20 protein-coding genes and 2 pseudogenes are annotated in these 24,611 nt (G+C 41.1%); 8 read left to right on the top strand and 14 right to left on the bottom strand.

Going from position 1 to position 24,611, the window contains the following annotated elements:
• Positions 1-9: 9 nt before the first annotated feature.
• A complete protein-coding gene (locus C1A07_RS09805) occupies positions 10-990 on the bottom strand; it encodes a leucine-rich repeat protein (protein ID WP_180952227.1) in 981 nt (326 codons plus the stop codon).
• Between the two features lie 180 nt (positions 991-1,170).
• Here C1A07_RS09805 and C1A07_RS09800 point away from each other — a divergent pair, with 180 nt between their 5' ends.
• Both C1A07_RS09800 and C1A07_RS16915 read left to right on the top strand, forming a co-directional pair.
• Positions 1,171-1,548, top strand: a complete 378-nt coding sequence (locus tag C1A07_RS09800; protein ID WP_101876953.1) for a TnpV protein — start codon at positions 1,171-1,173, stop codon at positions 1,546-1,548.
• Between the two features lie 80 nt (positions 1,549-1,628).
• Positions 1,629-3,214, top strand: a pseudogene (locus C1A07_RS16915) (transposase).
• A 211-nt stretch (positions 3,215-3,425) separates the two neighbouring features.
• Here the strand turns inward: C1A07_RS16915 and C1A07_RS09790 are convergent.
• Genes C1A07_RS09790 through C1A07_RS09770 form a run of 5 tightly spaced genes read right to left on the bottom strand, consistent with a single transcriptional unit; the run spans position 3,426 to position 11,199 of the window.
• Positions 3,426-5,747 (bottom strand): DEAD/DEAH box helicase, encoded by a 2,322-nt coding sequence (locus C1A07_RS09790; protein WP_101876952.1) that lies wholly within the window; start codon positions 5,745-5,747, stop codon positions 3,426-3,428.
• Complete coding sequence (locus C1A07_RS09785) at positions 5,744-6,433, bottom strand: hypothetical protein (RefSeq protein ID WP_101876951.1); 690 nt, start codon at positions 6,431-6,433, stop codon at positions 5,744-5,746. Before C1A07_RS09785 ends, C1A07_RS09790 begins: the two co-directional genes overlap by 4 nt.
• A gap of 10 nt (positions 6,434-6,443) precedes the next feature.
• Complete coding sequence (locus C1A07_RS09780; RefSeq protein WP_101876950.1) at positions 6,444-8,630, bottom strand: DEAD/DEAH box helicase family protein; 2,187 nt, start codon at positions 8,628-8,630, stop codon at positions 6,444-6,446.
• Between the two features lie 3 nt (positions 8,631-8,633).
• Positions 8,634-10,256: a site-specific DNA-methyltransferase gene (locus tag C1A07_RS09775; protein ID WP_101876949.1), complete on the bottom strand. Its 1,623-nt coding sequence runs from the start codon at positions 10,254-10,256 to the stop codon at positions 8,634-8,636.
• Between the two features lie 19 nt (positions 10,257-10,275).
• A complete protein-coding gene (locus tag C1A07_RS09770; protein ID WP_101876948.1) occupies positions 10,276-11,199 on the bottom strand; it encodes a Fic family protein in 924 nt (307 codons plus the stop codon).
• Between the two features lie 722 nt (positions 11,200-11,921).
• Between C1A07_RS09770 and C1A07_RS09760 the strand changes: the two genes are divergently transcribed.
• From C1A07_RS09760 to C1A07_RS09735, 6 genes and pseudogenes are all read left to right on the top strand, one after another.
• On the top strand, positions 11,922-12,215 hold the full coding sequence (locus C1A07_RS09760) for a plasmid mobilization protein (RefSeq protein ID WP_101876946.1): 294 nt from the start codon (positions 11,922-11,924) through the stop codon (positions 12,213-12,215).
• The gene (locus C1A07_RS09755; RefSeq protein WP_101876945.1) at positions 12,215-12,646 is read left to right on the top strand and encodes a relaxase/mobilization nuclease domain-containing protein; all 432 of its coding nucleotides are present in this window, start codon (positions 12,215-12,217) and stop codon (positions 12,644-12,646) included. The genes C1A07_RS09760 and C1A07_RS09755 overlap by 1 nt, the downstream gene beginning before the upstream one ends.
• 679 nt (positions 12,647-13,325) lie before the next feature.
• A complete protein-coding gene (locus tag C1A07_RS09750) occupies positions 13,326-15,128 on the top strand; it encodes a reverse transcriptase domain-containing protein (RefSeq protein WP_101875841.1) in 1,803 nt (600 codons plus the stop codon).
• A 131-nt stretch (positions 15,129-15,259) separates the two neighbouring features.
• A pseudogene (locus C1A07_RS09745) lies at positions 15,260-16,210 on the top strand (relaxase/mobilization nuclease domain-containing protein); the annotation flags it as partial.
• Positions 16,207-16,467 (top strand): transposon-encoded TnpW family protein, encoded by a 261-nt coding sequence (locus C1A07_RS09740; RefSeq protein ID WP_101876943.1) that lies wholly within the window; start codon positions 16,207-16,209, stop codon positions 16,465-16,467. The pseudogene C1A07_RS09745 and the gene C1A07_RS09740, both read left to right, overlap by 4 nt.
• A gap of 104 nt (positions 16,468-16,571) precedes the next feature.
• The gene (locus C1A07_RS09735; protein WP_101876942.1) at positions 16,572-18,245 is read left to right on the top strand and encodes a DUF4368 domain-containing protein; all 1,674 of its coding nucleotides are present in this window, start codon (positions 16,572-16,574) and stop codon (positions 18,243-18,245) included.
• A gap of 137 nt (positions 18,246-18,382) precedes the next feature.
• On the opposite strand, the gene C1A07_RS09730 is transcribed toward C1A07_RS09735, so the two are convergent.
• From C1A07_RS09730 to C1A07_RS09695, 8 genes are all read right to left on the bottom strand, one after another.
• The gene (locus tag C1A07_RS09730; protein ID WP_101876941.1) at positions 18,383-18,949 is read right to left on the bottom strand and encodes a thiamine phosphate synthase; all 567 of its coding nucleotides are present in this window, start codon (positions 18,947-18,949) and stop codon (positions 18,383-18,385) included.
• A gap of 12 nt (positions 18,950-18,961) precedes the next feature.
• The gene (locus C1A07_RS09725) at positions 18,962-19,723 is read right to left on the bottom strand and encodes a thiazole synthase (RefSeq protein ID WP_101876940.1); all 762 of its coding nucleotides are present in this window, start codon (positions 19,721-19,723) and stop codon (positions 18,962-18,964) included.
• Between the two features lie 20 nt (positions 19,724-19,743).
• Positions 19,744-20,376: a sulfur carrier protein ThiS adenylyltransferase ThiF gene (gene thiF, locus C1A07_RS09720; protein WP_101876939.1), complete on the bottom strand. Its 633-nt coding sequence runs from the start codon at positions 20,374-20,376 to the stop codon at positions 19,744-19,746.
• Between the two features lies 1 nt (position 20,377).
• On the bottom strand, positions 20,378-20,575 hold the full coding sequence (gene thiS / locus C1A07_RS09715) for a sulfur carrier protein ThiS (protein WP_101876938.1): 198 nt from the start codon (positions 20,573-20,575) through the stop codon (positions 20,378-20,380).
• A 169-nt stretch (positions 20,576-20,744) separates the two neighbouring features.
• Complete coding sequence (locus tag C1A07_RS09710) at positions 20,745-21,482, bottom strand: SIR2 family NAD-dependent protein deacylase (RefSeq protein ID WP_101876937.1); 738 nt, start codon at positions 21,480-21,482, stop codon at positions 20,745-20,747.
• A gap of 88 nt (positions 21,483-21,570) precedes the next feature.
• On the bottom strand, positions 21,571-21,843 hold the full coding sequence (gene spoVG, locus C1A07_RS09705) for a septation regulator SpoVG (protein ID WP_101876936.1): 273 nt from the start codon (positions 21,841-21,843) through the stop codon (positions 21,571-21,573).
• 72 nt (positions 21,844-21,915) lie between these two features.
• Entirely contained in the window at positions 21,916-23,037 is a 1,122-nt protein-coding gene (glgD, locus tag C1A07_RS09700; protein ID WP_101876935.1) for a glucose-1-phosphate adenylyltransferase subunit GlgD, read from the bottom strand.
• Positions 23,034-24,308, bottom strand: coding sequence for a glucose-1-phosphate adenylyltransferase (locus C1A07_RS09695; protein WP_101876934.1), 1,275 nt, complete (start codon positions 24,306-24,308; stop codon positions 23,034-23,036). Before C1A07_RS09695 ends, glgD begins: the two co-directional genes overlap by 4 nt.
• Between the last annotated feature and the right edge of the window lie 303 nt (positions 24,309-24,611).

Below are 24,611 nucleotides of genomic sequence, written 5' to 3'. Positions count from 1 at the left end.
AGGGGCAGCTTACAATGTAAACTTTTTCCGCGCCGGCTTAAAATGTGAATGCCGGTAATCCATAAGGAAACTAAGGCCTTCCTGATTTCTCAATTTAGAGGCCTCATCTATGGCTTGTCCCAGCTCCTCCTGAGAATAGTCCGTTTCCTTTAACAGCCACCTTAGCTGGTCCAAATCCTGTCTTTTTAAAGCCAGCCTGGCTCCTGTTACCCTGTGTTTATTTAAATAATCTTTATATTTTTCCCTGTGCTCCCCGGCCAGACTGTAGGGATATCTCAGTCTGTTTACAGCCATATCTGTACAAAGCTCTTCCCGTTCCACCACGGTCATATTATAAAACTGTGAATCATATTCCCTGAATTTTAACTCTCTGCCCTCAAAACAATATCTATAGCAGTGGCCTGACCCATGAGTGCAGTTTGATATAATCCGGGCAGGCGTATTTTCCACAGCTTCCTCAAAAAATTCCGGAAAGATCAGCTTTGCATAGCTAGTCTCCCCATCCCTTTCCATATAATAATCCACAGAAATCTCCTGGCGCATCTCAAATAAAATATCCTTTAAGCCTGAGCGGACCTCTGGAAGAACTGTTACATTCATATAGTTTACACCCTTACATCCAGTAAATGCCCCTGCTCCAATATCATTTGTGCTGCTGTAAAAGTAAAATCTTTCCCAATTTTCACAGTTATAAAAAGCATAAGGCCCAATTTTTCTCACAGTAGCCGGCAGGCGCACCTCTTTTAATCTAAGTCCCTCTAACAGGGGAGGCTCTTGTCCCTCTCCCCCTACCCTGTCTAAAGCAGTCCAAGTCCCCTGGGGAAGCTCTCTCCTTTCTGAGGAAAACGCGTAAGGACCTATTTCTGCAACAGGCAGGCCGGCTATCTCAGCCGGAATTACTGCAATATTGTCAAAGCTGCGGCAGGCTGTAATCTTTATATATCCCTTTTCTATTTGGTACAGACACTGTGTGCCCTGAAACTCTTCCATTTCTGTCATCCACCTTGCTTGATTTTCAAATTTAGTGTAACATTTCTTACCCTTTGTTTCAAGAGAAAAAGAAAGCTGAAAAGGGAGACATTTCGTAAGGAAGTTGTCTCCCTTTGGCTTTTGTAATCAGTCAGAATGATTGGATGGTAGGAAAATCAATCATATCGAAGGATCACAGAAATGAAACAGCATTACATTGATGAAAAAACAGGTATCAGTTATAGCTTGCAAGGCGATTATTATTTGCCCGACCTTGCCTTACCCGCCGAAAAAGGACAGCCTATAGGGATATGGGGACAGAGGCATTTGCGGTATCTGAAAGAGTATCGCAGGATTACATATCTTAACCTGCTCACAAGCGGCAGGCTGAACACCTACCTTTCCGACATTGATAAACAAGCGAAGGAAATGTTTTCCCGGTTGATAGAGCAGATGGCAGAGCGAGAGGGTGTGACCGAGCAGCTAAAAGCGAATAATCAAATGGAGTGGATTGCACGAATGAATAACATCCAAAGCAGAGCAACAGAAATCGTGAATCACGATATAATTTACAACTAACTTAGAACGGAGCTGTAAAAAAACAGCTCTAAAAAACGCTGAGGTCGTGAGATTTCAGCGTTTTTTTGGTATAATTAATTATGCGACTAACTAAAAATACCAATAATAATTATACTGTAAGACAATTAAAATTACCATTAGAAATTGAAAAATTAATTGATATTTCTGATCCTGTATATACTTTCTGCGAAGTAATGGATCACATTGACCTATCAGGATATTTTGTAGAGAAGGGATACAAAACAGGTCGTCCAAGATGTGATGAACAGAAACTCCTCAAAGTAATACTCTTTGCTTTTATGGAACACGGAATCTGTTCTCTGAGAAATATTGAAAAACTCTGTAGAAATGATATCCGATACATGTACCTGCTTGATGGCATGAGACCCCCTTCCTTTGTTACTTTCGGCAACATCATCCGAAATGAACTTACAGATTCAATCGAACAGATTTTTTGGATGTGAATACTTATATTTTTGAAAAAAACCAGGTGGATCTGGAACATACTTATATCGATGGTACTAAAATAGAGGCGAATGCGAATCGATATACCTGGATATGGAAAAAATCTTGTACAAAAAATCGAGATAAGGTTTTTAAAAAGATTTCAATGCTGATCGAGGCCATGAACCAAAACGTGTTAAGCTATTTCGGTGTAAAGCTTCAAAAGAGGGAAGAGTATGCCATTGATTATGTTTGTGAACTGTTGGAAATGTACAAAAAAGAAACAGCTCTGAAGGAGTCCTCGTTTGTTTCCGGCTGTGGTCACAGAAAAAGTATTCAGCAAAAACAGTATCAGGAATTGCAGAGATATCTTGAACGCTTGAAAACATATGCACATCATATAGAAATCTGTGGAGATGAAAGAAACAGTTATTCCAAAACAGACCATGATGCCACATTTATGCGTTTAAAAAGAGATTACATGGGAAATGATCAGCTGCTTCCAGCGTATAATCTCCAGACTGCTGTCTGTGATGAATACATTGCGGCAGTAGATGTAAAACACTATGCATCAGATATGGAATGCTTTGTTCCGCTGATGGAGAAATTTAATGAAATGTACGGACATTACCCCAAATATCCAGTTGCCGATGCGGGATATGGTTCTTACAATAACGATCTTTATTGTGAAGAGCATGGGATGGAAAAGTATATGAAATTCACTATGTTCAAGAAAGAAACAACAGATAAGAAATATCATAAAGACCCATATCGTGCTGTAAACTTTGGAAGGGATGAATCTGGGAACCCGATCTGCCCAAATGGCAAGAGATTTTACTTTAAAGGCAAACGTCATGTTTATAAGAATAAATATGGAAGAACAGAAGAACTCTATGAATGTGAATCTTGAGATGGTTGCCAGCATAAAAAAGAATGCAGTTCAAAGGCCTCTGGTAATCGAACAATTCGCATGAATCAGGAATTGACAGCCATCCATCAGGAGGTGATCAAAAATCTTGAAACCACCCAAGGAAGTCTTTTAGGAATGAATCGAAGTATTCAGGCAGAAGGAACATTTGGGATTTTAAAGTGGGATAAATCTTACAAAAGATTATTTCGGAGAGGCGAGAAAAACGTAATACTCGAAGTCACATTGATTTCGTGTGGCTTTAACCTTTATAAATATCATAATAAAAAGCGGAGACAAGAAATGGTTGCTTAAAATGTAAAAGTTATACATATAGCTTTATTAAGTGTACGTTTTTTTACATATAAGATCAGAAATCATGTTCATATAACAGATATTGAAACAAGGAATCGCCAGAACCGGCATTTGCCGGAACTGGCGATTCCTAATTAAGGACTTATTTTACAGCCCCGTTGTGTTAAGTTCCAATTACACATTGTGATAAGTTCTCAAAACTTATATAATTTTAAAAAATAAATTTTGAAATACTACTTTTCTGAGCATCGCTGAGATTTTCAATTTTTTCGTTAAATTTAATTTCCGTTTGATCAATGCTTTTAACACAAGGCTTCAACCATTCGATTTCTTCGAAAGAAAATCCATATCGTAACATCCATATTTCAGTTGAATCTTCCGTTCCATATTTGATATACTTTGCTAATCTTTCAGCACGATCGTCTTGATATGCAAGATAATACTGATGGAAAATCGCATAGAACAAATCGCTCAGCTTAAACCCTATAAGTTTATCAAGAAAATCATATGTATCATAAACAATACGGTCGTAATCGACATCTTTACCCTTTGTTGCAGCAGGGAATAAGGGAAAAGTACGCAATTCTTTATCAGGAATATCACTATAACCTGCAATATATCGAACTGTCAGGCTATCAGCACGATCTTGTTGACCTGCTTGTAACAATAATCGCCGTTGGGTAACATTGGAAACATAAGCATATCTCTCTTGACAAATCTTACTAAATGTTTTGCCGTGCACTTTCCAGATCATTATTTTAATGGCGGAATCAAAAACGAATTTTTCTGCTGCGGTTAGTTCTCGACCTAAGTACTGCTTGTATAAGCACTGAAAGTCCTCATACACCTCTTTTGCTACTGCATTAGGCAACACAAACCCTGCATCAGTAAACATCATATCTAACAATGTAGGGACTACCGTAGTAACGCTATCTGACTTTAATTTCTCAAGATCTTTATTTGTAAGATTATACTCGTCAGAAAATTCTCCTGTTTTGATTGCTTCTTTGTACTCCTCATATTTCTCATCAATTTTATCGTCGGTTGTATCTAATCGAGATTTTGACGAAAGAGTATTTTTCTTGCGGTACACTTTTCGGAATCTACTCATTGCATTTGGTCGTAAAATGACGCTACCAAAATCAAATACAGGTTTGTTGGTAGAGCGACCGGCTCTACCAATCAGATTTTTAACAGACAGTGTCTTACTTTCCTCAAAGCGGTCAAGATAAACCACATCGAATGGCATATTGATTCCCTGTTCCAGTGTAGAAGTAGCAAAACAGATTTTACAGAAGCCCTGCTGTGTAAAATGCTCTAATATCAAACGGGCTGTCAATGGCATTGAACCGTGATGAACAACAATACCACATCTCAATTTTTCCAGCATATCAGAGTTATAAAACGACTTATCAGTTGTTGAAGCACCAATATACTCCTTTAGCTCATCTATCATTTTTATTGCAGTAGTATCATTAATTGGTTGGCACATAGAAATATACTTATGAAATTTCCCATATATCTGCTTACTATAAATGTGTGACTTTGGTACATAGATCAGTACACTACCACCCTTTTTTAGTGCTGATTCTATGGGATCAAAGTTTGCTTCGAGTTTTCGTTTTCCCAATGTTGCAGGATCACTCCCGAAATGATAGAATTTTTGGTTCGTGGTGTCATGGGTATAGAAAATCTGTCCTACATTTTTTAATTCATAATTGCTGTATGTTGCCGTTGTATCAATGGTTTCAATGCCGTTCTTCTGCAATTGTGCTTCAGGATTTTCAACAAATGGATGTGCAAAAACAAATTTTGCATCAAAAAAATACTTTAGTGCTCGCCTCACAATACTATCAAAATAGAGACCTCGCACCGAGTGCTCATCGCTGAGTTGAGCTTCATCAAACAGAATCAAATCAATTTTTAGCCAATCTTTATTTTTGAACAGCTCTTTTGCACGCTCAGGTGTCAGTATGAAAATGTTTCTGTGAATGTGTTTTGTATTAATCCTATCAACAAAAGTCAGGACATTTACAGTTTTTCGATCCACAAGATTGTTCAATCGGTCGTAGTACTCGTTAATAAGTGCTCTTGAGGGGACGATGACAACCACATCATTGGAACATTCAGAAATAAGATGTCGAAATACAAATGATTTCCCCGTACTTGTTGGTGCCGAAAAGCTGAAATACTGCAAATTTCGTATCTTCTTGAGAATATCTGCTTGCATTGGCGTATAGTCATTGCCAAATTCATCCTTGAGTTGCTGGTGATACATCTCAAAGATTGAGCCTGTAAGACTTTCGATTTTGGGCTGTTTAAAAAACAGCCCCATCGTGGCAATGATTTCTTGCTCGTCCTTTTTGAAAAATTCTGGTTGGAACAGTTTGAAATATGATACTATTTCTAAAACCAGCGAGTTATTGGGTCCATTTTGATAAATCTCAGATTTGACATAGTCTATAATCTGCTCCAAATCTTCCCCTTTTCGAATTTTGGCAATGATATTGCCCTTTTCTAAAACAGTATTCATAAGTCCACCGCCACCAAAATGAGTTCCTCATATTGAAGTAATGATTGAAAGTCCGGGCGCTTCGTGATATTAGCGATTATTCTATCTGTATTGGTAGTTTTTGCTGAAAACGCAGCAGAAAACCCCTTTCTTCCATCGGCTGCCCTTTGCAAAGCTGACATTGTACAGAACGGTTTTAATTCAGGAAGATCTTCAACATCTTTTCCATCTTTAATAAAATCAACGATTTGTGGCAATGCCGATGAATACGCTGTTGTAGTGGCAATATATTTCGCTTCACCGAAAATAACTGTATCCGTAATCTTATTCTGTGAATGAAAATCAAACCCAGGATTTCCAGAACGCTTTTTACCAACAAGTTCATCAAGAGGAATATCTAAATAGTCCAATTTCGATACCATAGTTTCTCTGGCTAATTCAGATACTACATACTCACCAGCATCTTTGCTGACATTGTCACCAACGCATTGGTCAAACTTTTCTTTAATATCATCAATAGTTTTCTTTGCACGGGATGCAAAAGCTTTCTGTTCAAAGTCTTGATCGAATTTACTGAGCCAAGACAAGTCCATAAGAGCACGCAAAATATCTGATAATGTTGCTGAAATATCTTCAGGATCTATTCTGAAAAATTGAACTTTTGCAGGAGTAAACTCGGTTAACACCCTATGGTCAATTATCTTCAAGACTTTCACCTCACTTTAAAATATCACTCAGCACAACCCAACTATCGCTGTTAATATCCTCGGAATAGCTGTCCATACAAATGCACAGTTCTTCACTTTTTTCATCATAGCGGACAATGCCACCATTTAAGCTGTAGCGTTCCAAATAATCTTTCAGCACGGCGAATTTTTTCGGCGTGAAAATGTCAATATCTTGGCTATTGCCACTACGGTCAAAGCCGCCCTTAGTCTCCACGACCCAAATTTCACCGTTTACACTGATAATATAGTCAGGATAAAAATTCTTTTGCTTGCCTGAATTATCCGCATATACGATGGACAAATACTCATTGCCTTTATCACCATTTTTATATACCCATTCCACGGCATCACACTTTTCGCATAATTTCTCGAATTTGCGTTCCGAAGATGATCGGACTTCCGCAGAGGAAAGGTAGCCCTGATATACATTTTTCTTCATTTCCAACTGTGTTTTTGCTGTACCGTCGTAGGTAAACAGGCAGGATTGCGGAATATGGAACGACACCTTTGATACTTGGTTAATATCAAGAGTAAGCTGTTCAAGTTCCGCCGCCATCGCCTCACGCACCGTATGGCGTAGCAGATCGGCGTTGTTGATAACAAATGCGTAGACTTCTCTCGGCTCCATTGCGAGGATTTTACGGCTATATGTAAAATTGCGATCAAATAACTTACGAATAATCGTATTCATATAGCTGTATTCCATTCCAATCTCCATACCGATTTTACCCACCTTCTGATGGTACATATGACCATGATCGTGGGTATTTAGCCTTTCGGTAATGATAACCGTATTCATATCTGCCGAAGCAAAATTCAAGGTTGCAGTTTCACCCGAAAGGGTGTGACGCAGAATATCAGCGCTAAATTCAAAACCCGCCGCCTGCAAGCATGCCTTGTTCTCCGTCTTGTTCGATCCAGTCTTGAATTTTTCTTCAAAATATTTTGCTACAGAGAGCATAGCCTTTTTAGGATTGCGGTGATCTGTCACCATTGTTCTCTGTTCGGAGGTCAAGGTGATGCCTTTATACTCATTTTTAAGGAACAGAGTAGCTGCTTCTAACGCCCCTTTGCCGAGACTCAACTTAACACCGGCGGTGAATTTTTCATCGAAAGTGTAGAGATAACAGCTATCCAGCAAATCTTTGCCGTAGTGGTGTGCCTCCGGCATACGGCGAATACGTCCGATGGTCTGAATTTCAAAGGTTTCATCCATATTGTCACGGAGCTTTACCAAAATGGCGGCTCTCGGACAGTCCCATCCCGTGGCAACAGCTTGCTTGATAATAACAGCAACAGAGGGAGCATTGATTTTTTCGATGCCCTCCAAGTTTTCGTGCATATCAGAAAGCCACACCGCAAGTTGACCGTTTTCATAGGTTACGCCCTGCGTTTCAAACCAGCGTTCCACGTCGTCCTGCAATTTCTCCGATTTGTTTGGAATCTGCACCACGATCAAAGGATTAATATCCTTCCCATTGGAAAGAAACTCCGCACGGATTTCACGTTGCTTAGCATAAGCCTGTTTTAATAGATAGCTGGTTGCATTCTCCATTTCTACCTGCTGGGGAAAATCCTCATTAATTATAAGCATTTTCTTGATAAGTCCCTCGGCAATAACATCCGCTTCAGGAATTTCTATGATTTCCGCATTTTTAATCCCTTTCGGCGTAGCGGAGCAACGAATGATTTTGTCCGTATGAAAATACTGGATGATTTCATCCGCCTTCACCGTGTTGTTCTGATGGCTTTCGTCCACAATAACAACAAAATGCAAACCGGCGTTCAGAGCATGTTCAATATGCTCTAAGAAGTTGGTGCGTTCGCTGTCTTTCAGGGCGTTGTTGCCCTTTTTCGTTAGCTTTTCCCAGTTGATGAAACAGTTATCGTTTTCTTCAAAGCCGCCCGTCATTACATCGGAGAGCAGCTTTGTCTGAGCAGAGTGAATATACTTATCCATCTTTTCCTTGCTCTGCTCCTCCAAATTGCCCTTGCCGGGGGTGAGCCATACAAACACGGTATGACAGTAGGATTGCACATACTGGTGCATAAAATATGTAAGAATAATTGTCTTTCCGCTACCCGTAGGGCTTTTTAGAATAATGTCACGGGCAGGCTTTTCCATCGCCTCAAAAAGCGATTTTACAGCCGATAATTGAAAGTTTTTCAGTTGCACCGCTTACACCTCCTGTAAATCCCGATAATAGTAGTCGGGAATGATATTGATTTCGATACCGTGGTCAGCAAGGGACTGTTCCTGTTCCTCATCGGGCAGCAAATCGTGCCCCATATACAGTTTGTGGCACTTGCCGTAGGCTTCGATATTTGTCATAAAATCATCAAGTTCTTCTTCGGTTAGCACGATAGCAATTTCAGCGTTGCCGATGAAATTTACGCCGTTTTCAAGTTCTACAAGTTCACGGATATGCCTTAACAACTCGTCCGCATATTCGTAGTACATACGCTCTGAAATCGGCACATATTCTACCTTGTAATATTTCAGGCTCGCAGAATAATTTTCCTTATCGATAACACGTTTAATTCTCTCATATGTAACATCACGGCAGATATTATTTTCATTGTTGGTGCAAAGAATGAATTTGCGATTACCGCCATCTTCTGCATTCAATTTCATAACTGCATGTCCAGTTGTTCCGCTACCTGCAAAAAAATCAAGGATTGAAATATTTTTATTTTGAATAAATTTAATTAAATATTCAATCAGTTTTACTGGCTTTGGATTACTGAAGATATTAGTAGAATTAAATAATTCCTTTAATTCTGCAGCACCATCTGAAGTCGTTCCGTATTCAGTTATAATAGAACGAGGTTTGTATCCTTCAGGTTGTCTTTGCTTAAAATGTACTGTCCATTTTCCTTTGACTTTTATAATTCTTGCTTCTCCCTCTGCTAAATCTGAAAGAAAACGTTTTTCTGAACGCAACCATGAAATAGGTTCTCCATTTTCATCTTTTTCAAGGACTGTACCATCTGGACAAGTAATTGCATAATACTGTTTACCTGATTTTCTTTTGAAAGTATCCCAAAAGAACCTCCCTTTTTCATCTTTCTCCTTATAACGAGTAACATATTCTTCACCATAAGCAATAAAAATATTATTAAGTAACTCTTTGTTTTTTGAATACATAAGAATATATTCATGTTCAGTAGCAACATGTCGAGAATCATTGCTACCACCTTTTTTCTTTTGCCATATCATTTCTGATATAAAATTATGTTCACCAAAAATATAGTCAGCAATCATACGAAGCTCAGCCTGTTCGTTATCATCAATGCTCATAAAAATCACGCCATCCTGAGTAAGAAGATTGCGTGCAATTTTTAAGCGTTGAATTAAAAAACTAATCCATTTACTATGGCGATAACAATCATTATTGTCAATATATGCATCATCATATATGAAGTCTTTGTTTCCTGTATTATACGGTGGATCTATGTATATGAGGTCAATTTTTCCTTTATGTGTTTTTTCGAGCAATTTAAGAGAAGCAAGGTTGTCCCCCTCGATGAGAAAATTCATTTTTCCGCCGTTGTCAATGAACAGTTCTTTTTCTTCGGTAAGTACCGGGGTATGGGTATCAAGCACCTCGTCAATTTCCTCACGGTGTTCCTCGAATACAAGTCCATATTTCTTGCCGTTTACATCTTTCTCTAAATCAGAAAGATAAGAAAGCAGGTTACCAGTATTCTCATCCTGCGGAGCTGAAGCAATAAAGGTTCGGATTTCTTTTATTTTATTCAGCAAGTCCTCACGCTTTTGTTTTGATATATTTGTACTCATTTTGTTTCTCCTAATGCTTTTACTCTTTCACAATTTCTAAATATCGGTCAAGGCGTTCGTTTACATACTCTGCAACAAGTAACACCATATCGTCTGCTTTGCCGTCACGATAAAATACATCAAAAGCATCATAATAGCGTTTACGGTCAGTAAACTTCACATTGATTGCGGGATAGCCGTTACGGATAAGCTCAAGATTTAAAATCAATCGACCTGTTCTGCCGTTACCGTCTATAAAAGGGTGTATTCCTTCAAATTCGAGATGAAAACGGGCAATGCGTTCAATCGGATGCATTGTTTTTTTACGCTCTTCATTTTCGGCAAGTAACTCCATCAATTTCGGCTCAATGAGAAATGGTTGTACCGGCTGGGTATATGCACCTGCAATTGTGACAGGAATACGGCGGTAAACTCCTTTATCTTCAGGTCTATTCATTAGTACCAACGAATGAATCGCCTTGATTTCCATATCTCTCAACCTTGTCTTATTTTGTGCAATATCTTCAATATAAAGGAATGCGTCACGGTGCCCGACAGCTTCAAGATGATCTTTCAAAGGCTTGCGGTCTATGGTCATCCCTTCAAGCACCATAGCGGTCTCTTTTAAAGTAAGCGTGTTGCCTTCAATAGCGTTTGAATTATAGGTGAAGTCAACCATAAATTCATCACGCAAACGCTGTGTTTCGCCTGCAGTAAGCGGACGCATATCGTCAAGTTTAACTTTTTTAATATCAATTTCAGTTAGTATATCTGCAAATCTGCCGCGTTTTCTTTTGTTAGGCAATTTTCGTTTATCCAACGGTTTTTCTGTTTCTGCAGGTATCATATATAATTTTCCTTTGCGGATAACTCCGTCAATTTCACCATTGGCACAAAGCAAACGAACACGACGGGTAGAGATACCCCATTTTTCCGCCGCCTGTGTAACTGTTAAATATTCCATCTTTCATACCTCCTGATTTGAGGGCTACTTATATAAATTTAGTATATCACAGTATCGGAATAATCGCAATGCGTTTCAAAAAAAATCAACATATATTTGCCGATAACGGAGTGTTCGGCAGTTAGTATAACAAAATAGTATGCCCTGCTTTTGCAAAAGCTATACAGAATCTTACCAAAAACTTGATTTTCGGTGATGGTTTTGATATAATAGATTCCCTTGTGAAAGAGGACTACAACTAAATATAAGATGTTTCGATTGAGAATGCGGTGTAAGCCGCCCAACGCCTGCGGTATGCTAAGAGAAAATACCGCCGTCTGCACTTCTATGCTTTTTGGTACTGTCAGCGAGTGAACAGATGAACAAGCAGTCCCGTCTTTGAATTTCAAAGCCGTTACATAGAACATCATTTTGAAGCGAGAGCAACGCTCCCGTCGATTTTTGATGTCTCTGTGTATCGGCTTTTTGTTTTGCCGATTAACAACTGAATGACCGTCTGAATGGGATATGATTTTGCGATGATATGAGCAAAACAACGCTGCTGAAAAACAGGGGCAGGAACGACATTCAGGGAGAACGGCAAAGAGAAAGACGATGTCCATAAGTGTAGCGAGCATCGGATTGTGACCCCCACAATCCCAATCCACAGCCTAAAGGCGTGTGGACTAATTCAGGGGAATACCCCTGCAAAAAGATAAAACACAAGAACGGAGATGATAATTTTGAACAAAGAAAACAATAAAAAAGTGCGTATTAAAGTACGCTTAACCGAAGAAGAAAATGAAGAATTGAAACGCTGTGCGGCAGCGTGTGGACTGTCACAATCGGAGTTTATCCGTCAGCTTTGCAAAGGGAAAATGCCGAAGGCGAAACCTGCAAAAGAGTTTTGGGAACTATTGAATACCCTTTACTCTGTCCATAACAGCTTTCAGAAATGTGCTAAGTATGAACATTCTACTTTAGAAATCTGCAAGGAAATTGAATGCCTGATCCTCGATTTACAGAAGGCGACATAATGGCAACAACAAGTCTATGGCATATCGAAGGCAGACTGAAAGACCTGATCGCCTATGTGGAAGATCCCGAAAAGACAAGAGCAGACAATCCGAACTTGCAGCCGTTGTGGGATGTGTTTTCCTATGTCAGCCGCCCCGAAGCCACCGAGCAGGGCGAGTATGTTTCGGCTATCAACTGTCTCAAAGAAATCGCTTTGCAACAGATGATTTTAACGAAAAAACAGTACGGCAAGGAAAACGGATATATCGCTTGGCACGGGTATCAAAGTTTCAAGCCGAACGAGGTCTCACCCGAACAGGCACACCAAATCGGCTTGCAAACCGCAAAAGAAATGTGGGGAGATAAGTATCAGATTATCGTCACTACCCACCTTGACAAAGACCATCTGCACAATGTACGCCCGGATAGGGCAATGAGAAAAGCAGTATGAGGTACTGCCCCGTAAGATAACGCGGGAAACAACCAGCCTAACCGAAAGGCGAAAGCTGACACGGGAACACAGTACGGCTGGAAAGCGGTAAGTCACCTAAAGGCAATCGGGTGCGACTGAACCGCAATGTTAATCGGATATAAGGTATAAGTTGGATTTNCGGGAAACAGCCAGCCTAACCGAAAGGCGAAAGCTGACACGGGAACACAGTACGGCTGGAAAGCGGTAAGTCACCTAAAGGCAATCGGGTGCGACTGAACCGCAATGTTAATCGGATATAAGGTATAAGTTGGATTTACTGAACGTGAGCTTCCAGTTTCTGTTATGTGCCGATAGAGGAAAATTGCCTGAAACCTCTGGTACGGAAAAGGCAAGTTATGGTTGTGGGCTTGTCGGTTATCAATCATTCCGTACAACCTGTAGGGGAACCTATGGTAACGAAGCGAAAGCGATACCGAGAATCCGAATTTACCAAGTCTCATTGCTAACCGGGGATGCCCTAACCAGGAGTGCCGCACGAAAGGGGGAATGAAAAAGCGGCTATGGCTTTGGAGCCTGAAAATCCTGCATGGGTACGGAGTGCTCGTAGTAGTCCGAGAGGGGTAATGACCCTTACATGGCGAAGGGGCACAGTTATTGCGCACTAAAATTAGAAGTTGATTAGGGAGGAAAACCTCACATGAAGCCAACAACGGAAATTTTAGCAAGAATCAGTCAAAACTCACTTGCAAATAAAGAAGAAGTATTTACAAAACTGTATCGCCATCTGTTGCGTCCTGACATTTACTTTGTGGCATACAAAAACCTGTATGCCAACAACGGTGCGGCAACAAAAGGAGTAAACGAGGATACGGCGGACGGTTTCAGTGAAGCCAAAATAGATAGTATTATCAAAGCATTGGCGGACGAAACCTATCAGCCCATGCCGGTGAGGCGAACCTATATCCAGAAGAAGAATAACCGCAAAAAGCTGCGTCCCTTAGGTATACCAACCTTTACTGACAAATTGGTGCAGGAAGTGTTGCGGATGATACTGGAAGCGGTATATGAACCTATCTTTCTGGATGTCTCCCACGGTTTTAGGCCAAAAAGAAGTTGTCATACGGCCTTAAAACAGTTGAGACGGGAGTTCAACGGTACGCGTTGGTTTGTTGAAGGCGACATCAAAGGTTGCTTTGACAACATCAACCACGCTGTTCTTGTAGGCTTGCTGAACAATAAAATCAAGGACGCTCGGATAACCAAGCTGATTTACAAATTCCTGAAAGCAGGATATTTAGAGAATTGGCAGTACCATAAGACGTACAGCGGTACACCGCAAGGCGGTATCATTTCTCCGCTACTCGCCAACATCTACCTGCACGAATTGGACAAGTTTGTAATGAAGTTGAAATCCGAATTTGACACGCCCGGAGTGGGACAAATCACACCTGAATACCGAGAGCTGCACAATGAAATCAAACGGCTATCCCACCGCTTGACGAAAGTAACAGGTGAGGAAAGGGAAATGGTGCTGGCAGAGTATAAGCCCAAACGTCAGAAACTGATGACCATTCCCTGCACTGCGCAGACCGACAAAAAACTGAAATATGTTCGGTATGCGGATGATTTTCTAATAGCAGTCAAGGGAAACCGTGAGGACTGTCAATGGATTAAGAGCAAACTGGCCGAGTTTATCGGAGATACACTGAAAATGGAACTCAGTGAAGATAAAACGCTCATAACCCATAGCAGTAAATGTGCAAGGTTCTTAGGCTATGATGTGCGTGTGCGCAGAAGCGGAAAAATAAAGCGGGGTGGCCCCGGTCATGTAAAAATGCGTACCCTCAATGGGGGTGTAGAACTGTTGGTGCCACTTAACGATAAAATCCGTCAATTCGTTTTCACTAAAGGTGTGGCGATACAGAAGAAAGATGGTTCCATGTTTCCAGTTCATCGGAAATATCTGGTTGGGCTCACAGACTTAGAAATCGTTTCAGTATACAATGCGGAGTTAAGAGGAATATGCAACTATTATGGTATGGCAAGCAACTTTTGCAAGCTGCACTATCTTGCCTACCTTATGGAATACAGTTGCTTAAAAACCCTTGCTTCAAAGCATAAAACCAGCCTATCCAAAACCATTGACAAGTTTAATGATGGCACAGGAAAATGGGGTATACCCTATGAAACGAAGCAGGGAGACAAAAGGCGTTACTTCGCAAATTACGCCGACTGCAAAGGCAAGGGCCCTGCTACGGATTACATCAGCAATGCTGCCGTTGTCTACGGATACGCAGTCAATACCCTTGAAAACCGGCTGAAAGCAAAGGTCTGTGAGTTATGCGGAACGACAGAGAGCGACCATTACGAGGTTCACCACATTAACAAACTCAAAAATCTCAAAGGCAAGGAACGGTGGGAAATCGCAATGATTGCCAAACACAGAAAAACGCTTGTGGTGTGCAGGGATTGCCACCGCAGTATTATCCACAAAAAGTGAGTTTTGTCTGAATGAGCAGTAACAGAGCCGTATACTCCGAGAGGGGTACGTACGGTTCCCGGAGAGGGTGGCGCAAACCTATCACAGCAATGTGACAAGGCGGTGCTTCCCTACTCCACCATTTTTGTTTTAACTCGGTCTCTTTTCTGGACGGAAAGAAATACAACTATTCCAAAACAGAGCAGAGAAAACTTCGTGATGTTTCCGACAGAATATGTATGGAACATGGATTATCGGTCATAGAAAACCCCCGTAAAGCACCGTCAAGACAAGTATGGCTTGATGAAAAAAGCGGCAAGCCCACAAGGTACAATGTCTATCGTGAAGATGTGAAAGAGGCAATCAATTTCAGCCGCCGCCCCTATTATATGGAGGAATATCTGCGGCGAAAAGGATATATTACCGACTTTACGGGAAAGCATTGGAAAATACGATTGCCACAGTATGAGCATTTCACAAGGCTTGATACACTGGACAAAAGATGGACACCCGACAATATTCAAAGGACAATGGGTGCATATGCTTCCTTTGGAAACCGCAGGGCAACCATCAACTATCCGCCGCAAATGCCGCAAGATTTACGGGATTGGTTTCATCCTTTTCACAAGACAAGTCATATCTACAAACTGTATCTCCACTACTGCTATTTGTTAGGCGTTCTTCCGAAAAATACGGAATACAAACCGACAAGCCCATACCTCAAAGAAGATTTGAAAAAACTCGAAGTCTTTTCCGAACAGGTGCGGTATATGAGCAAATACAGCATTGAAACCTTTGACGATTTGTATGCAGATAGAGATAAATTGCAGGGCGAAATGGATAAGCTGATTGCCTACCGCACCAAGCTGCAAAACAAAATCCGCAGAGCCTCACCAGCCGAAAAAGAAACTTTGCAAGAAGAAAAATCAGGCGTTACTGAAAGGATAACAGAACTGCGAAAGCAACTGAAACTGAACAAAGGGATTGAAGAACGGTCAGTCAAAATTCAAAAGAAAACCGACCTGCTCTATGCCAACGAATACAGGGCAAGAGAGGAAGAACAACATAAAAAATCACAGAAAAAGGAGCGCTATGAACGATGATGTATGTAAATAATCAGGGCAACACTATAGAACGAACAGGCGAAATTTACACGCTGCTCGATGAGATAACCGACTATCTTGCCACTCTTACCAAAGAAGAGCGTATAGCGTGGTTTCGGCAAAGTATGTATCTTGAACCACTGAACTTTGCAAAAGAGATTGACGGCACACTCTATGTAGTCAGAGCCTTTTTCAAGGAAGATGCAGGCGAGAATATCACCGAAAAAGTGGAACGCATTGTCTTGAAAAAAGAGTAGAAAACATCAAGTTTACCGCATTAAAGCGTTGAACAATTACAGCCGATATGATATTATAGGTACACCTACAAATCCTATCATATCTGGCTGTGGAAAGGAGAACTATGAATAAACAGTCAGAAAATATAACTGCCTTGTACTGTCGCTTGTCTCGTGACGATGAGCAGGAAGGTGCTTCGGGCAGTATTAAAAATCAGCAGTCCATACTTGAGAAGTACGCAAAAGACAATGGCTTTCCCAATCCCCGTGTATTCGTTGACGACGGTTGGTCGGGTACAACTTTCGCAAGACCTGCCTTTACGGAGATAATGGAACTTGCGGAAAAGGGCTTGATAGGAACACTGATTGTTAAAGACCATTCCCGTCTTGGTCGTAACCGCTTGGTTGTCGGTCAGTTATTGGAAGAAGGCTTTGACAGTTTAGGCGTGCGATATATCGCCATAATGGACAATATCGACACCGCTAAAGGTATCAGCGATCTTGTTCCGATGCAGGACTTATTCAACGAATGGCACGCTAAAAACACAAGCCAAAAGGTACACAATGTCTTTAGGAACAAGGGTATGTCAGGCGTTCCTCTAACAACAAATCCACCGTTCGGGTATATGAAAAATCCCGATGATAAAAAGGAATGGATGATTGATGAGGAAGCTGCCAAAGTGGTACGAAGAATCTTTGCTCTATGTGTTGACGGTTTCGGACCAACGCAGATCGCCAAGAAGCTGAAAGCCGACAAGGTTATGACTCCCACGGAGTATTGGAACAGTATCGGAAGGAATTGCGGCAAGCCGCCTGAAAAACCGTTTAACTGGTGTTCAGCAACCATTGCAGATATTCTTGCTAAGCAGGAATACTGTGGGGATACGGTCAATTTCCGAAGCACGACCAAGTCTTTCAAGAACAAAACGAAGATTGAAAGACCGCAGGAGGAATGGAAAATCTTCCCGAATACCCATCCTGCCATTATCGAGCGTGAGGTGTTTGAGTTGGTGCAGGAACTTCGACAGCATCGCCGCAGACCGACCAAAAGCGGAATTGTCAGTCCGTTTTCGGGACTGCTCTACTGTGCGGATTGTGGACAGAAACTATATTACAGCGTAACAGGTAACTACAAGCGTGAACAGGCAAATTTCTTTTGTTCCTCATACCGCAAAAATTCCGAAGTATGTTCCGCCCATTATATCCGAGAAAAAGTCGTGATGGAAACGGTATTGGAAAGTATGAGGAGAATCCTCTTAAATGTGCAAGCCTTTGAAAAAGAGTTTGTCCGCAAGCAAATGGAATGTTACAGCGAGGACAAAAAGAAAGAACTTGCACAGAAACGCCGTGAACTGAACAAGGCGAAAAAGCGTATTGCCGAGATAGACAGTCTGATACAGAAAATCTATGAGGATAACGCTATCGGTAAAATATCTGATGAACGCTATGCGACTCTTTCAATGTCTTACGAGGAAGAACAACAACGCTTAAAGGCAGGTATTCCCGAAATGGAAAATTATCTCGAAACTGAAACGGACAAGACCGAAAGCCTGCAAAAATTCATTGACAAGGTAAAGAAGATTACTGAACTCAAAGAACTTACGCCCGAACTGATACACGAGTTTATCGACAGGATTATCGTGTACGCACCGAGATACCTTGACGGAAAGCGTGTTCAGTTGATGGACATTTATTACAACGGTGTAGGCATTTTACGGGAACTCAGTCCCGAAGAAATGGAAAATGCGTTCCAAGAGCATTTAGAAGAACGGGAACGCAACAAAGCAAAAACGGCATAGCCAACAGGCTACACCGCTTAAACAAAACTATAATTAAATTCAATATACAAAAGCCTTGGGGCACCTTCCTTACGGAGGGTGCCCCAACAGGGCCTTTCTATTAGCTTTCCCTTGTTTTCAGCTTATTTTACAGTTTTTTAAATTTTCATAAACTCTGACATCATACATACGCCGGCGGCCCCTGCGTTTACAGGTTCTTCCTGATTATAGGGATGAATGCCGCCAATGGCAAATACAGGTATTTTAACTTCCTGACAAATATTTTTCAAAAACTCCAGTCCTCTGGGCTCCAGCCCTTTTTTACAGTCAGTAACAAAAATATGGCCGGCAGTAATATAGGAAGCCCCCAGTTCCTCAGCTTTTTTTGCCTCCTCCAGGCTGTGAACAGACGCTCCCGCCTCCGTAAATGTATTCCAGCCAGGCTCCTCCTTTTCTAATTGCTCCATTCTCCACAAAGGTAAATGAATATATGGACATTTCAGCCTTTTGGCCACATCAGTATAGGTGTGAAGAATACATTTTACATGATATTTCTCACAGATTTCCAACGCCCTTTGGGCCAGCTTTTCATACTCCTGCTCAGAAAGATCCTTTTCCCTGAGAATCACTGCATAAGGTTTCTCCTTTGCTGCCCGCTCCAGCTGTTCCTCAAAAGGTCTTGTGCAAAGCTTCCTGTTAGTAACGGCAATTACTTTCCCTGTCATTGCCCGCCGCCTTTACTTAGAAATCCCGGAAACAGGGGAGGAGGCTGCTCCGCCTTTTTCCAGTACTCTTCCAAGGCCTGCCAAATAAGCCTTTCTTCCTCCGTTTATAGCCTCCTTAAAAGCCGCGGCCATGGCGGGAATATCGCCGGCTGTGGCAATTCCCGTATTTGCCATTACTGCCGCTGCTCCCATTTCCATAACCTCACATGCCTGGGAAGGGCGGCCGATTCCGGCGTCTACAATAATAGGCAAATCTATTTCGTCAATCAGAATTTCAATAAACGCCTTGGTTGCCAGCCCCTTATTGGAGCCAATAGGAGCCGCTAAAGGCATCACAGCTGATGCCCCTGCATCTACAAGAGACTTTGCCACATTTAAATCAGGATACATATATGGAAGCACAATAAATCCTTCCTTCGCCAAGATTTCCGTGGCCTTTAAAGTCTCATAATTATCAGGAAGCAAATATTTCTTGTCAGGAATTACCTCCAGCTTAATAAAGTCTCCGCAGCCCAGTTCCCTGGCCAGGCGGGCAATGCGGACCGCCTCCTCTGCAGTTGCACAGCCGGAAGTGTTGGGCAGCAATGTAATTCCCTTTGGTATGTAATCCAGAATATTGTCTCCGTCCTCCACCCGGCGCAAAGCCAGGGTTATAATCTCCGCTCCTGCATGGTTAATGGCAGCCTCAATTAAAGTATGGCTGTATTTTCCTGAGCCTAAAATAAATCTGGAGGAAAACTCATGGCCTCCAATTATTAATTTGTCGTCTTTCATATGTATATTCTCCCTTCATTTTACTCTTCTAAAATGCCTAACAGCAGCCTGACGGCCATGTTTGCCTGATGGCCTGCACAAATAGTGACTCTGGGAGCCATTAAGCCTGTGCCGTGGTCAATATCTGTAGTCCCGTCCCCGCAAAGATAAAAATTTTTCATAATTTTTCTTGTTACAACTGTATTACTGCTGCCATAGCCCGCCATGCCGGAACCGGCAATCACTTTCTTCCCCGGACACTTTTCCAGCAATGTATTAATCAACATGGCCTTGTTCTCCGGATTGTCAAATGCCTCGCAGATAATATCATCTTCTGAAAATAAGGCTTCTGCATTTTCCTCTGTCACCGTCACCTGGTCCACAGTAATTTCCAGATATGGATTAATTTCCAGCAAATGCTCTTTTAGAGCCTCTGTTTTAGGCCTTCCAATATGAGGAACTCTGTAAATTTGTCTGTTTAAGTTGCTTAAATCCACAATATCAAAATCCACCAGATGAAGATGTCCCACGCCGCTTCTGGCGAGCATCTCTCCAATATGAGAGCCAAGGCCTCCAAGGCCTGCAATCCCTACTTTTCCCTCCTTTAATTTTTTGTGAATTTCAGGGGAAAACCTGTCATCCATCACCTGATCAAAATCAATTTTCTCAATCATATCAGCCTCCTCCTACAAAGCTGACCACTTCTAAATGATCTCCCTCTCCTATCACCTTATTTTCATAAGCAGCCTTTGGAACAATCTCTCCATTGCATTCCACAGCAACTCTGGCCAGATTATAGCCTTGCTCCGTAAGATACTGTTTTAAATTCTTCCCTGCTGCTTCTGCTGCCTCTTTCCCATTAATAATAACCATTTTTACCTCCTGCTGCCTTTTTAGCGTCTTTTTATGTAATAGGAAAGTTTCCTAGTTACATAAAAAAGGCCACATGAAAAAGCTACACCCGTGGTGGTGTACCCCTTCATGCGACCTGTCACACTCTAAAAATTATTATATAAATTTTTTTAAATTTGTCAAATCCTTTTTAAAATCCTAATTCTGGAAGAACCTCTCTGAGAGGACCATATACTGCAATATCTGCCTTCTCATCAGAATAATGGGGTTCTTCTCTAATAACCGCTAACGTTCTTCCATTAAAATAACGGATATAATTTTTATAAATATAGGATTCTACGCTAGTTCCCAGAAGCAACAATAAATCTGCCTTCGCCACCTCTTCGGTAGTCTTGGTCATAATCTGGCTGTCCACCATTTCCCCATAAAGTGAAACCTGGGGTCTGATAACTGTATTGCACTTCTGGCACAAAGGAACCCTTTTCGCGCTTCTTATGTAGTCTAATGAATACTCTTCCCCACAATGAGGGCAAATATTTTTGTAAACACTTCCATGAAGACTAATGACTTTTTTCATTCCGGCCCGCCGAGGAAGATCGTAAATATTACTTTCCACCATACACTGCAGTTTTCCTGCTTTTTCCATGGAAGCTAAAGCCATGTACGCTTCATTAGGCTCCAGCTCCTCCCCTACCATTTCATTTTTATAGAAATTGTAAAATTTATCTATTCTTGTATTATAGTAAGCACTGGAATATATATACTCTGGCGAGATTCCATATTTAATTTCTAAGTCATAAGCCTTATCCGGATTCTTCATCACCAGATACCCACTCTCCGCCAAAAGACCTGAGCCTCCTAAAGCTACTGTATATTTGCTCTCTTCTATTGCCTGCCTTAATGCTTCTAATTGATCCCGACCACTCATAAGCGGCTCCTTTCTTCCCAGAAAAGGCGGCCATTCTCTATATGTTAGAAAATGGCCGCCTTTACATTTGAACACATTCTTTTAATCCTTATTCTTCCGGTAAGTCCAGCGCAGTCGTTTCATACTTGGCCAAAATAACGTTCTGAATCATATCTCTTGTATTGGAATTAATGGGATGTGCGATATCACGGTACTCTCCATCTGCAGCCTTTCTGCTGGGCATCGCAATAAACAACCCCTTTTCTCCTTCTATTACCTTGATATCGTGAATTACAAATTCGTTATCCATAGTAACTGATACAATGGCCTTCATTTTTCCTTCTTTATCTATCTTTCTTACTCTAACGTCTGTAATTTGCATACTCGTAGCACCCCTTTTGTCTTATTCATGTCCACCCAGATGTCTTGTCACATCTTCTTATAAAACGGCAGATCACAGTGTATATCTTTCATTCTTTTCTATAACGATCTTTATATTATCAGGCGCGCCAATATGCGTTGTGTTAGCCCGGATAGTATCCCTACTTTCCACAATACAGTTTTCAATTACTGTATTATCACCAATATAAACGTCATTTAAAATAATAGAATTTTTAATTACACAGTTATTTCCAATATAAGCCTTTTTAAACAAAATAGAATTTTCAACTGTGCCGTTTAAAATACAGCCGCTGGCAATCAGACTATTTTTCACAGAAGCTCCCGGATTATACTTTGCCGGAGGCAGATCGTCAATCTTAGTATAAACATCCGGATACTGTTTAAAAAAGTAGTTTCTCACCTCAGGATTTAAAAAGTCCATATTGGTCTTATAGTAGGATTCTACAGAAGCAATGTTGCTCCAGTAGCCGTCCATCTTATATGCATAGATTCTCTTTAAATTTCTGTACCGGATTAAAATATCCCTTACAAAATCATATCTGTCCTCTGCCGCGCAGCGCTCGATCAGCTCAATCAGCTGACGTCTTCTGATTACATAAATACCGCAGGAAATTGTATTGGAGCTGGCTATCATAGGCTTCTCCTCAAATTCTGTAATGCGGCCGTCCTCGTTTGTCTTTACAATACCAAAGCGGGTAACGTCCTCATCCTCCTGCATGTCCTTGCAAACTACTGTAATATCTGCTTTCTTTTCAATATGGTACTCCAGCACCTTATTGTAATCCAGCTTATAAATACCGTCGCCGGCTGCAATCACCACATATGGCTCGTGGCTGTTCTTTAAAAATACCAGGTTCTGATACAGGGCGTCTGCCGTACCTCTGTACCAGTCGCTGCTTTCAGATGTGATGGTAGGCGTAAATACTAAAAGTCCGCCCTGCTTTCTTCCGAAATCCCACCACTTAGAAGAACTTAAATGCTCGTTCAGTGAGCGGGAATTGTACTGTGTAAACACAGCTACATTCTGTATATGTGAATTTGTCATATTGCTAAGAGCAAAGTCTATACTGCGGTAGCTTCCAGCTACAGGCATAGCTGCAATCGCTCTTTTATTTGACAATTCTCTCATTCTTTTACTGTTTCCGCCTGCTAAAACAATACCGATTGCTCTCATCGTACCCCACCTGCCTTTATAATGTAGTCTCCGCTTGCCAGTTCTCCATCAGGATAGTCCTCTGCTGTGGTAACGCCGGAAATTGCCGTATTTTTTCCAATCTTAACATTATCCGGAATCACTGTGTGTTCACCTACAGTTACTAAATCAAACTGGTATACCTTTTTGTCATAATTGCTGGGCGCGTATTCTCCTACACCTAAGTGGGCATTTTCGCCAATCTGTACGTCTTCTGCAATAATTGCTTTCTCAACAACAGCGCCTTTACCTATAACACTTCCCTGCATAACAATGGAATCTTTTACAACAGCACCTTCGCCGACTGTAACGCCTGCGCCGATTACGGAATTAATAATCTCACCGTAAATCTCGCTGCCCTCTCCAATAATACTCTTTTCAATGTTGGATTTGGAAGAGATGTACTGCGGAGGGATAATATCGCTCTTTGTATAAATTCTCCAATATTCTTCATAGAGGTTAAACTCAGGAATAATATCAATTAATTCCATATTAGCTTCCCAATAGGAGCCAAGAGTTCCAACGTCCTTCCAGTAGCCGTTATACTCATAGGCAAAAATCCTCTGTCCTGATCTAAAGCAGTATGGAATAATGTGTTTACCAAAATCACAGCCGGGTTCATCTGACATCTTAATCAGAGCATCTCTAAGTACTGGCCAGCTGAATATGTAAATACCCATGGAAGCTAAATTGCTTCTTGGATTTGCTGGTTTTTCCTCAAATTCTGTAATCTTGTTGTTGTCGTCGGTAATTAAAATACCGAATCTGCTGGCCTCCTCAATGGGAACAGGCATAGCTGCAATTGTAACGTCAGCGTTATTTGCCTTGTGATATTCCAGCATCACTTCGTAATCCATTTTGTAAATATGATCGCCGGAAAGAATCAGAACGTAATCTGGATTGTAAGTTTCCATGTATTCCAGGTTCTGATAAATGGCATTTGCCGTACCGGTGTACCAATCACTCCCTTTACTTTTTTCATAAGGGGGCAAAACTGTAACTCCACCTACATTGCGGTCTAAATCCCACGGTATACCAATCCCAATATGGGCGTTCAAACGTAATGGCTGATACTGAGTCAACACACCAACTGTATCTACTCCTGAGTTGATACAGTTGCTTAGAGGGAAGTCGATAATACGGTATTTTCCCCCAAATGATACTGCTGGCTTGGCCACTTTCTGAGTAAGCACGCCAAGACGACTTCCTTGTCCTCCCGCCAATAACATGGCGATCATCTCTTTCTTAATCACGTTATCACCTCTTGCTGTTGTATTTTGTTATGGTTGTATTATAGCACACATTTTAGAAATAGTGAACAAATATTTATTTTAAAATCAAAGTTTTTTGTACAATTTCCGACATTTTTTAACAAAATTTCCCAGAAATTTTTCAGATTTTTTACTAAACACCATATATTGGGTTCTTTAACAAATTAAACCGCTAAATAGGCCCTTTCTCAGCAGTAAATTCACCTGGTTATTTAACAGCATCTTCACACATTATATATAGAAAAGATTCCTGATTCTGCCTATAAAGCCTTGAATCATGCAGGG

Origin of the sequence: Lachnoclostridium edouardi, from assembly GCF_900240245.1 — a bacterium.
In the GTDB taxonomy this organism is placed as follows: domain Bacteria; phylum Bacillota; class Clostridia; order Lachnospirales; family Lachnospiraceae; genus Lachnoclostridium_A; species Lachnoclostridium_A edouardi.
This window is presented reverse-complemented; position numbering and strand designations above follow the sequence as displayed.

Coding starts and splice junctions, on each gene's coding strand:
- C1A07_RS09730 (WP_101876941.1), bottom strand. CDS start 18,949: ATGACAGGGAAAGTAATTGCCGTTACTAACAGGAAGCTTTGCACAAGA.
- C1A07_RS09755 (WP_101876945.1), top strand. CDS start 12,215: ATGGCAACAACAAGTCTATGGCATATCGAAGGCAGACTGAAAGACCTG.
- glgD (WP_101876935.1), bottom strand. CDS start 23,037: ATGAGAGCAATCGGTATTGTTTTAGCAGGCGGAAACAGTAAAAGAATG.
- spoVG (WP_101876936.1), bottom strand. CDS start 21,843: ATGCAAATTACAGACGTTAGAGTAAGAAAGATAGATAAAGAAGGAAAA.
- C1A07_RS09790 (WP_101876952.1), bottom strand. CDS start 5,747: ATGAATACTGTTTTAGAAAAGGGCAATATCATTGCCAAAATTCGAAAA.
- C1A07_RS09805 (WP_180952227.1), bottom strand. CDS start 990: ATGGAAGAGTTTCAGGGCACACAGTGTCTGTACCAAATAGAAAAGGGA.
- C1A07_RS09750 (WP_101875841.1), top strand. CDS start 13,326: ATGAAGCCAACAACGGAAATTTTAGCAAGAATCAGTCAAAACTCACTT.
- C1A07_RS09740 (WP_101876943.1), top strand. CDS start 16,207: ATGATGTATGTAAATAATCAGGGCAACACTATAGAACGAACAGGCGAA.
- C1A07_RS09710 (WP_101876937.1), bottom strand. CDS start 21,482: ATGAGTGGTCGGGATCAATTAGAAGCATTAAGGCAGGCAATAGAAGAG.
- thiF (WP_101876939.1), bottom strand. CDS start 20,376: ATGATTGAGAAAATTGATTTTGATCAGGTGATGGATGACAGGTTTTCC.
- C1A07_RS09770 (WP_101876948.1), bottom strand. CDS start 11,199: ATGGAATATTTAACAGTTACACAGGCGGCGGAAAAATGGGGTATCTCT.
- C1A07_RS09775 (WP_101876949.1), bottom strand. CDS start 10,256: ATGAGTACAAATATATCAAAACAAAAGCGTGAGGACTTGCTGAATAAA.
- C1A07_RS09725 (WP_101876940.1), bottom strand. CDS start 19,723: ATGAAAGACGACAAATTAATAATTGGAGGCCATGAGTTTTCCTCCAGA.
- thiS (WP_101876938.1), bottom strand. CDS start 20,575: ATGGTTATTATTAATGGGAAAGAGGCAGCAGAAGCAGCAGGGAAGAAT.
- C1A07_RS09735 (WP_101876942.1), top strand. CDS start 16,572: ATGAATAAACAGTCAGAAAATATAACTGCCTTGTACTGTCGCTTGTCT.
- C1A07_RS09800 (WP_101876953.1), top strand. CDS start 1,171: ATGAAACAGCATTACATTGATGAAAAAACAGGTATCAGTTATAGCTTG.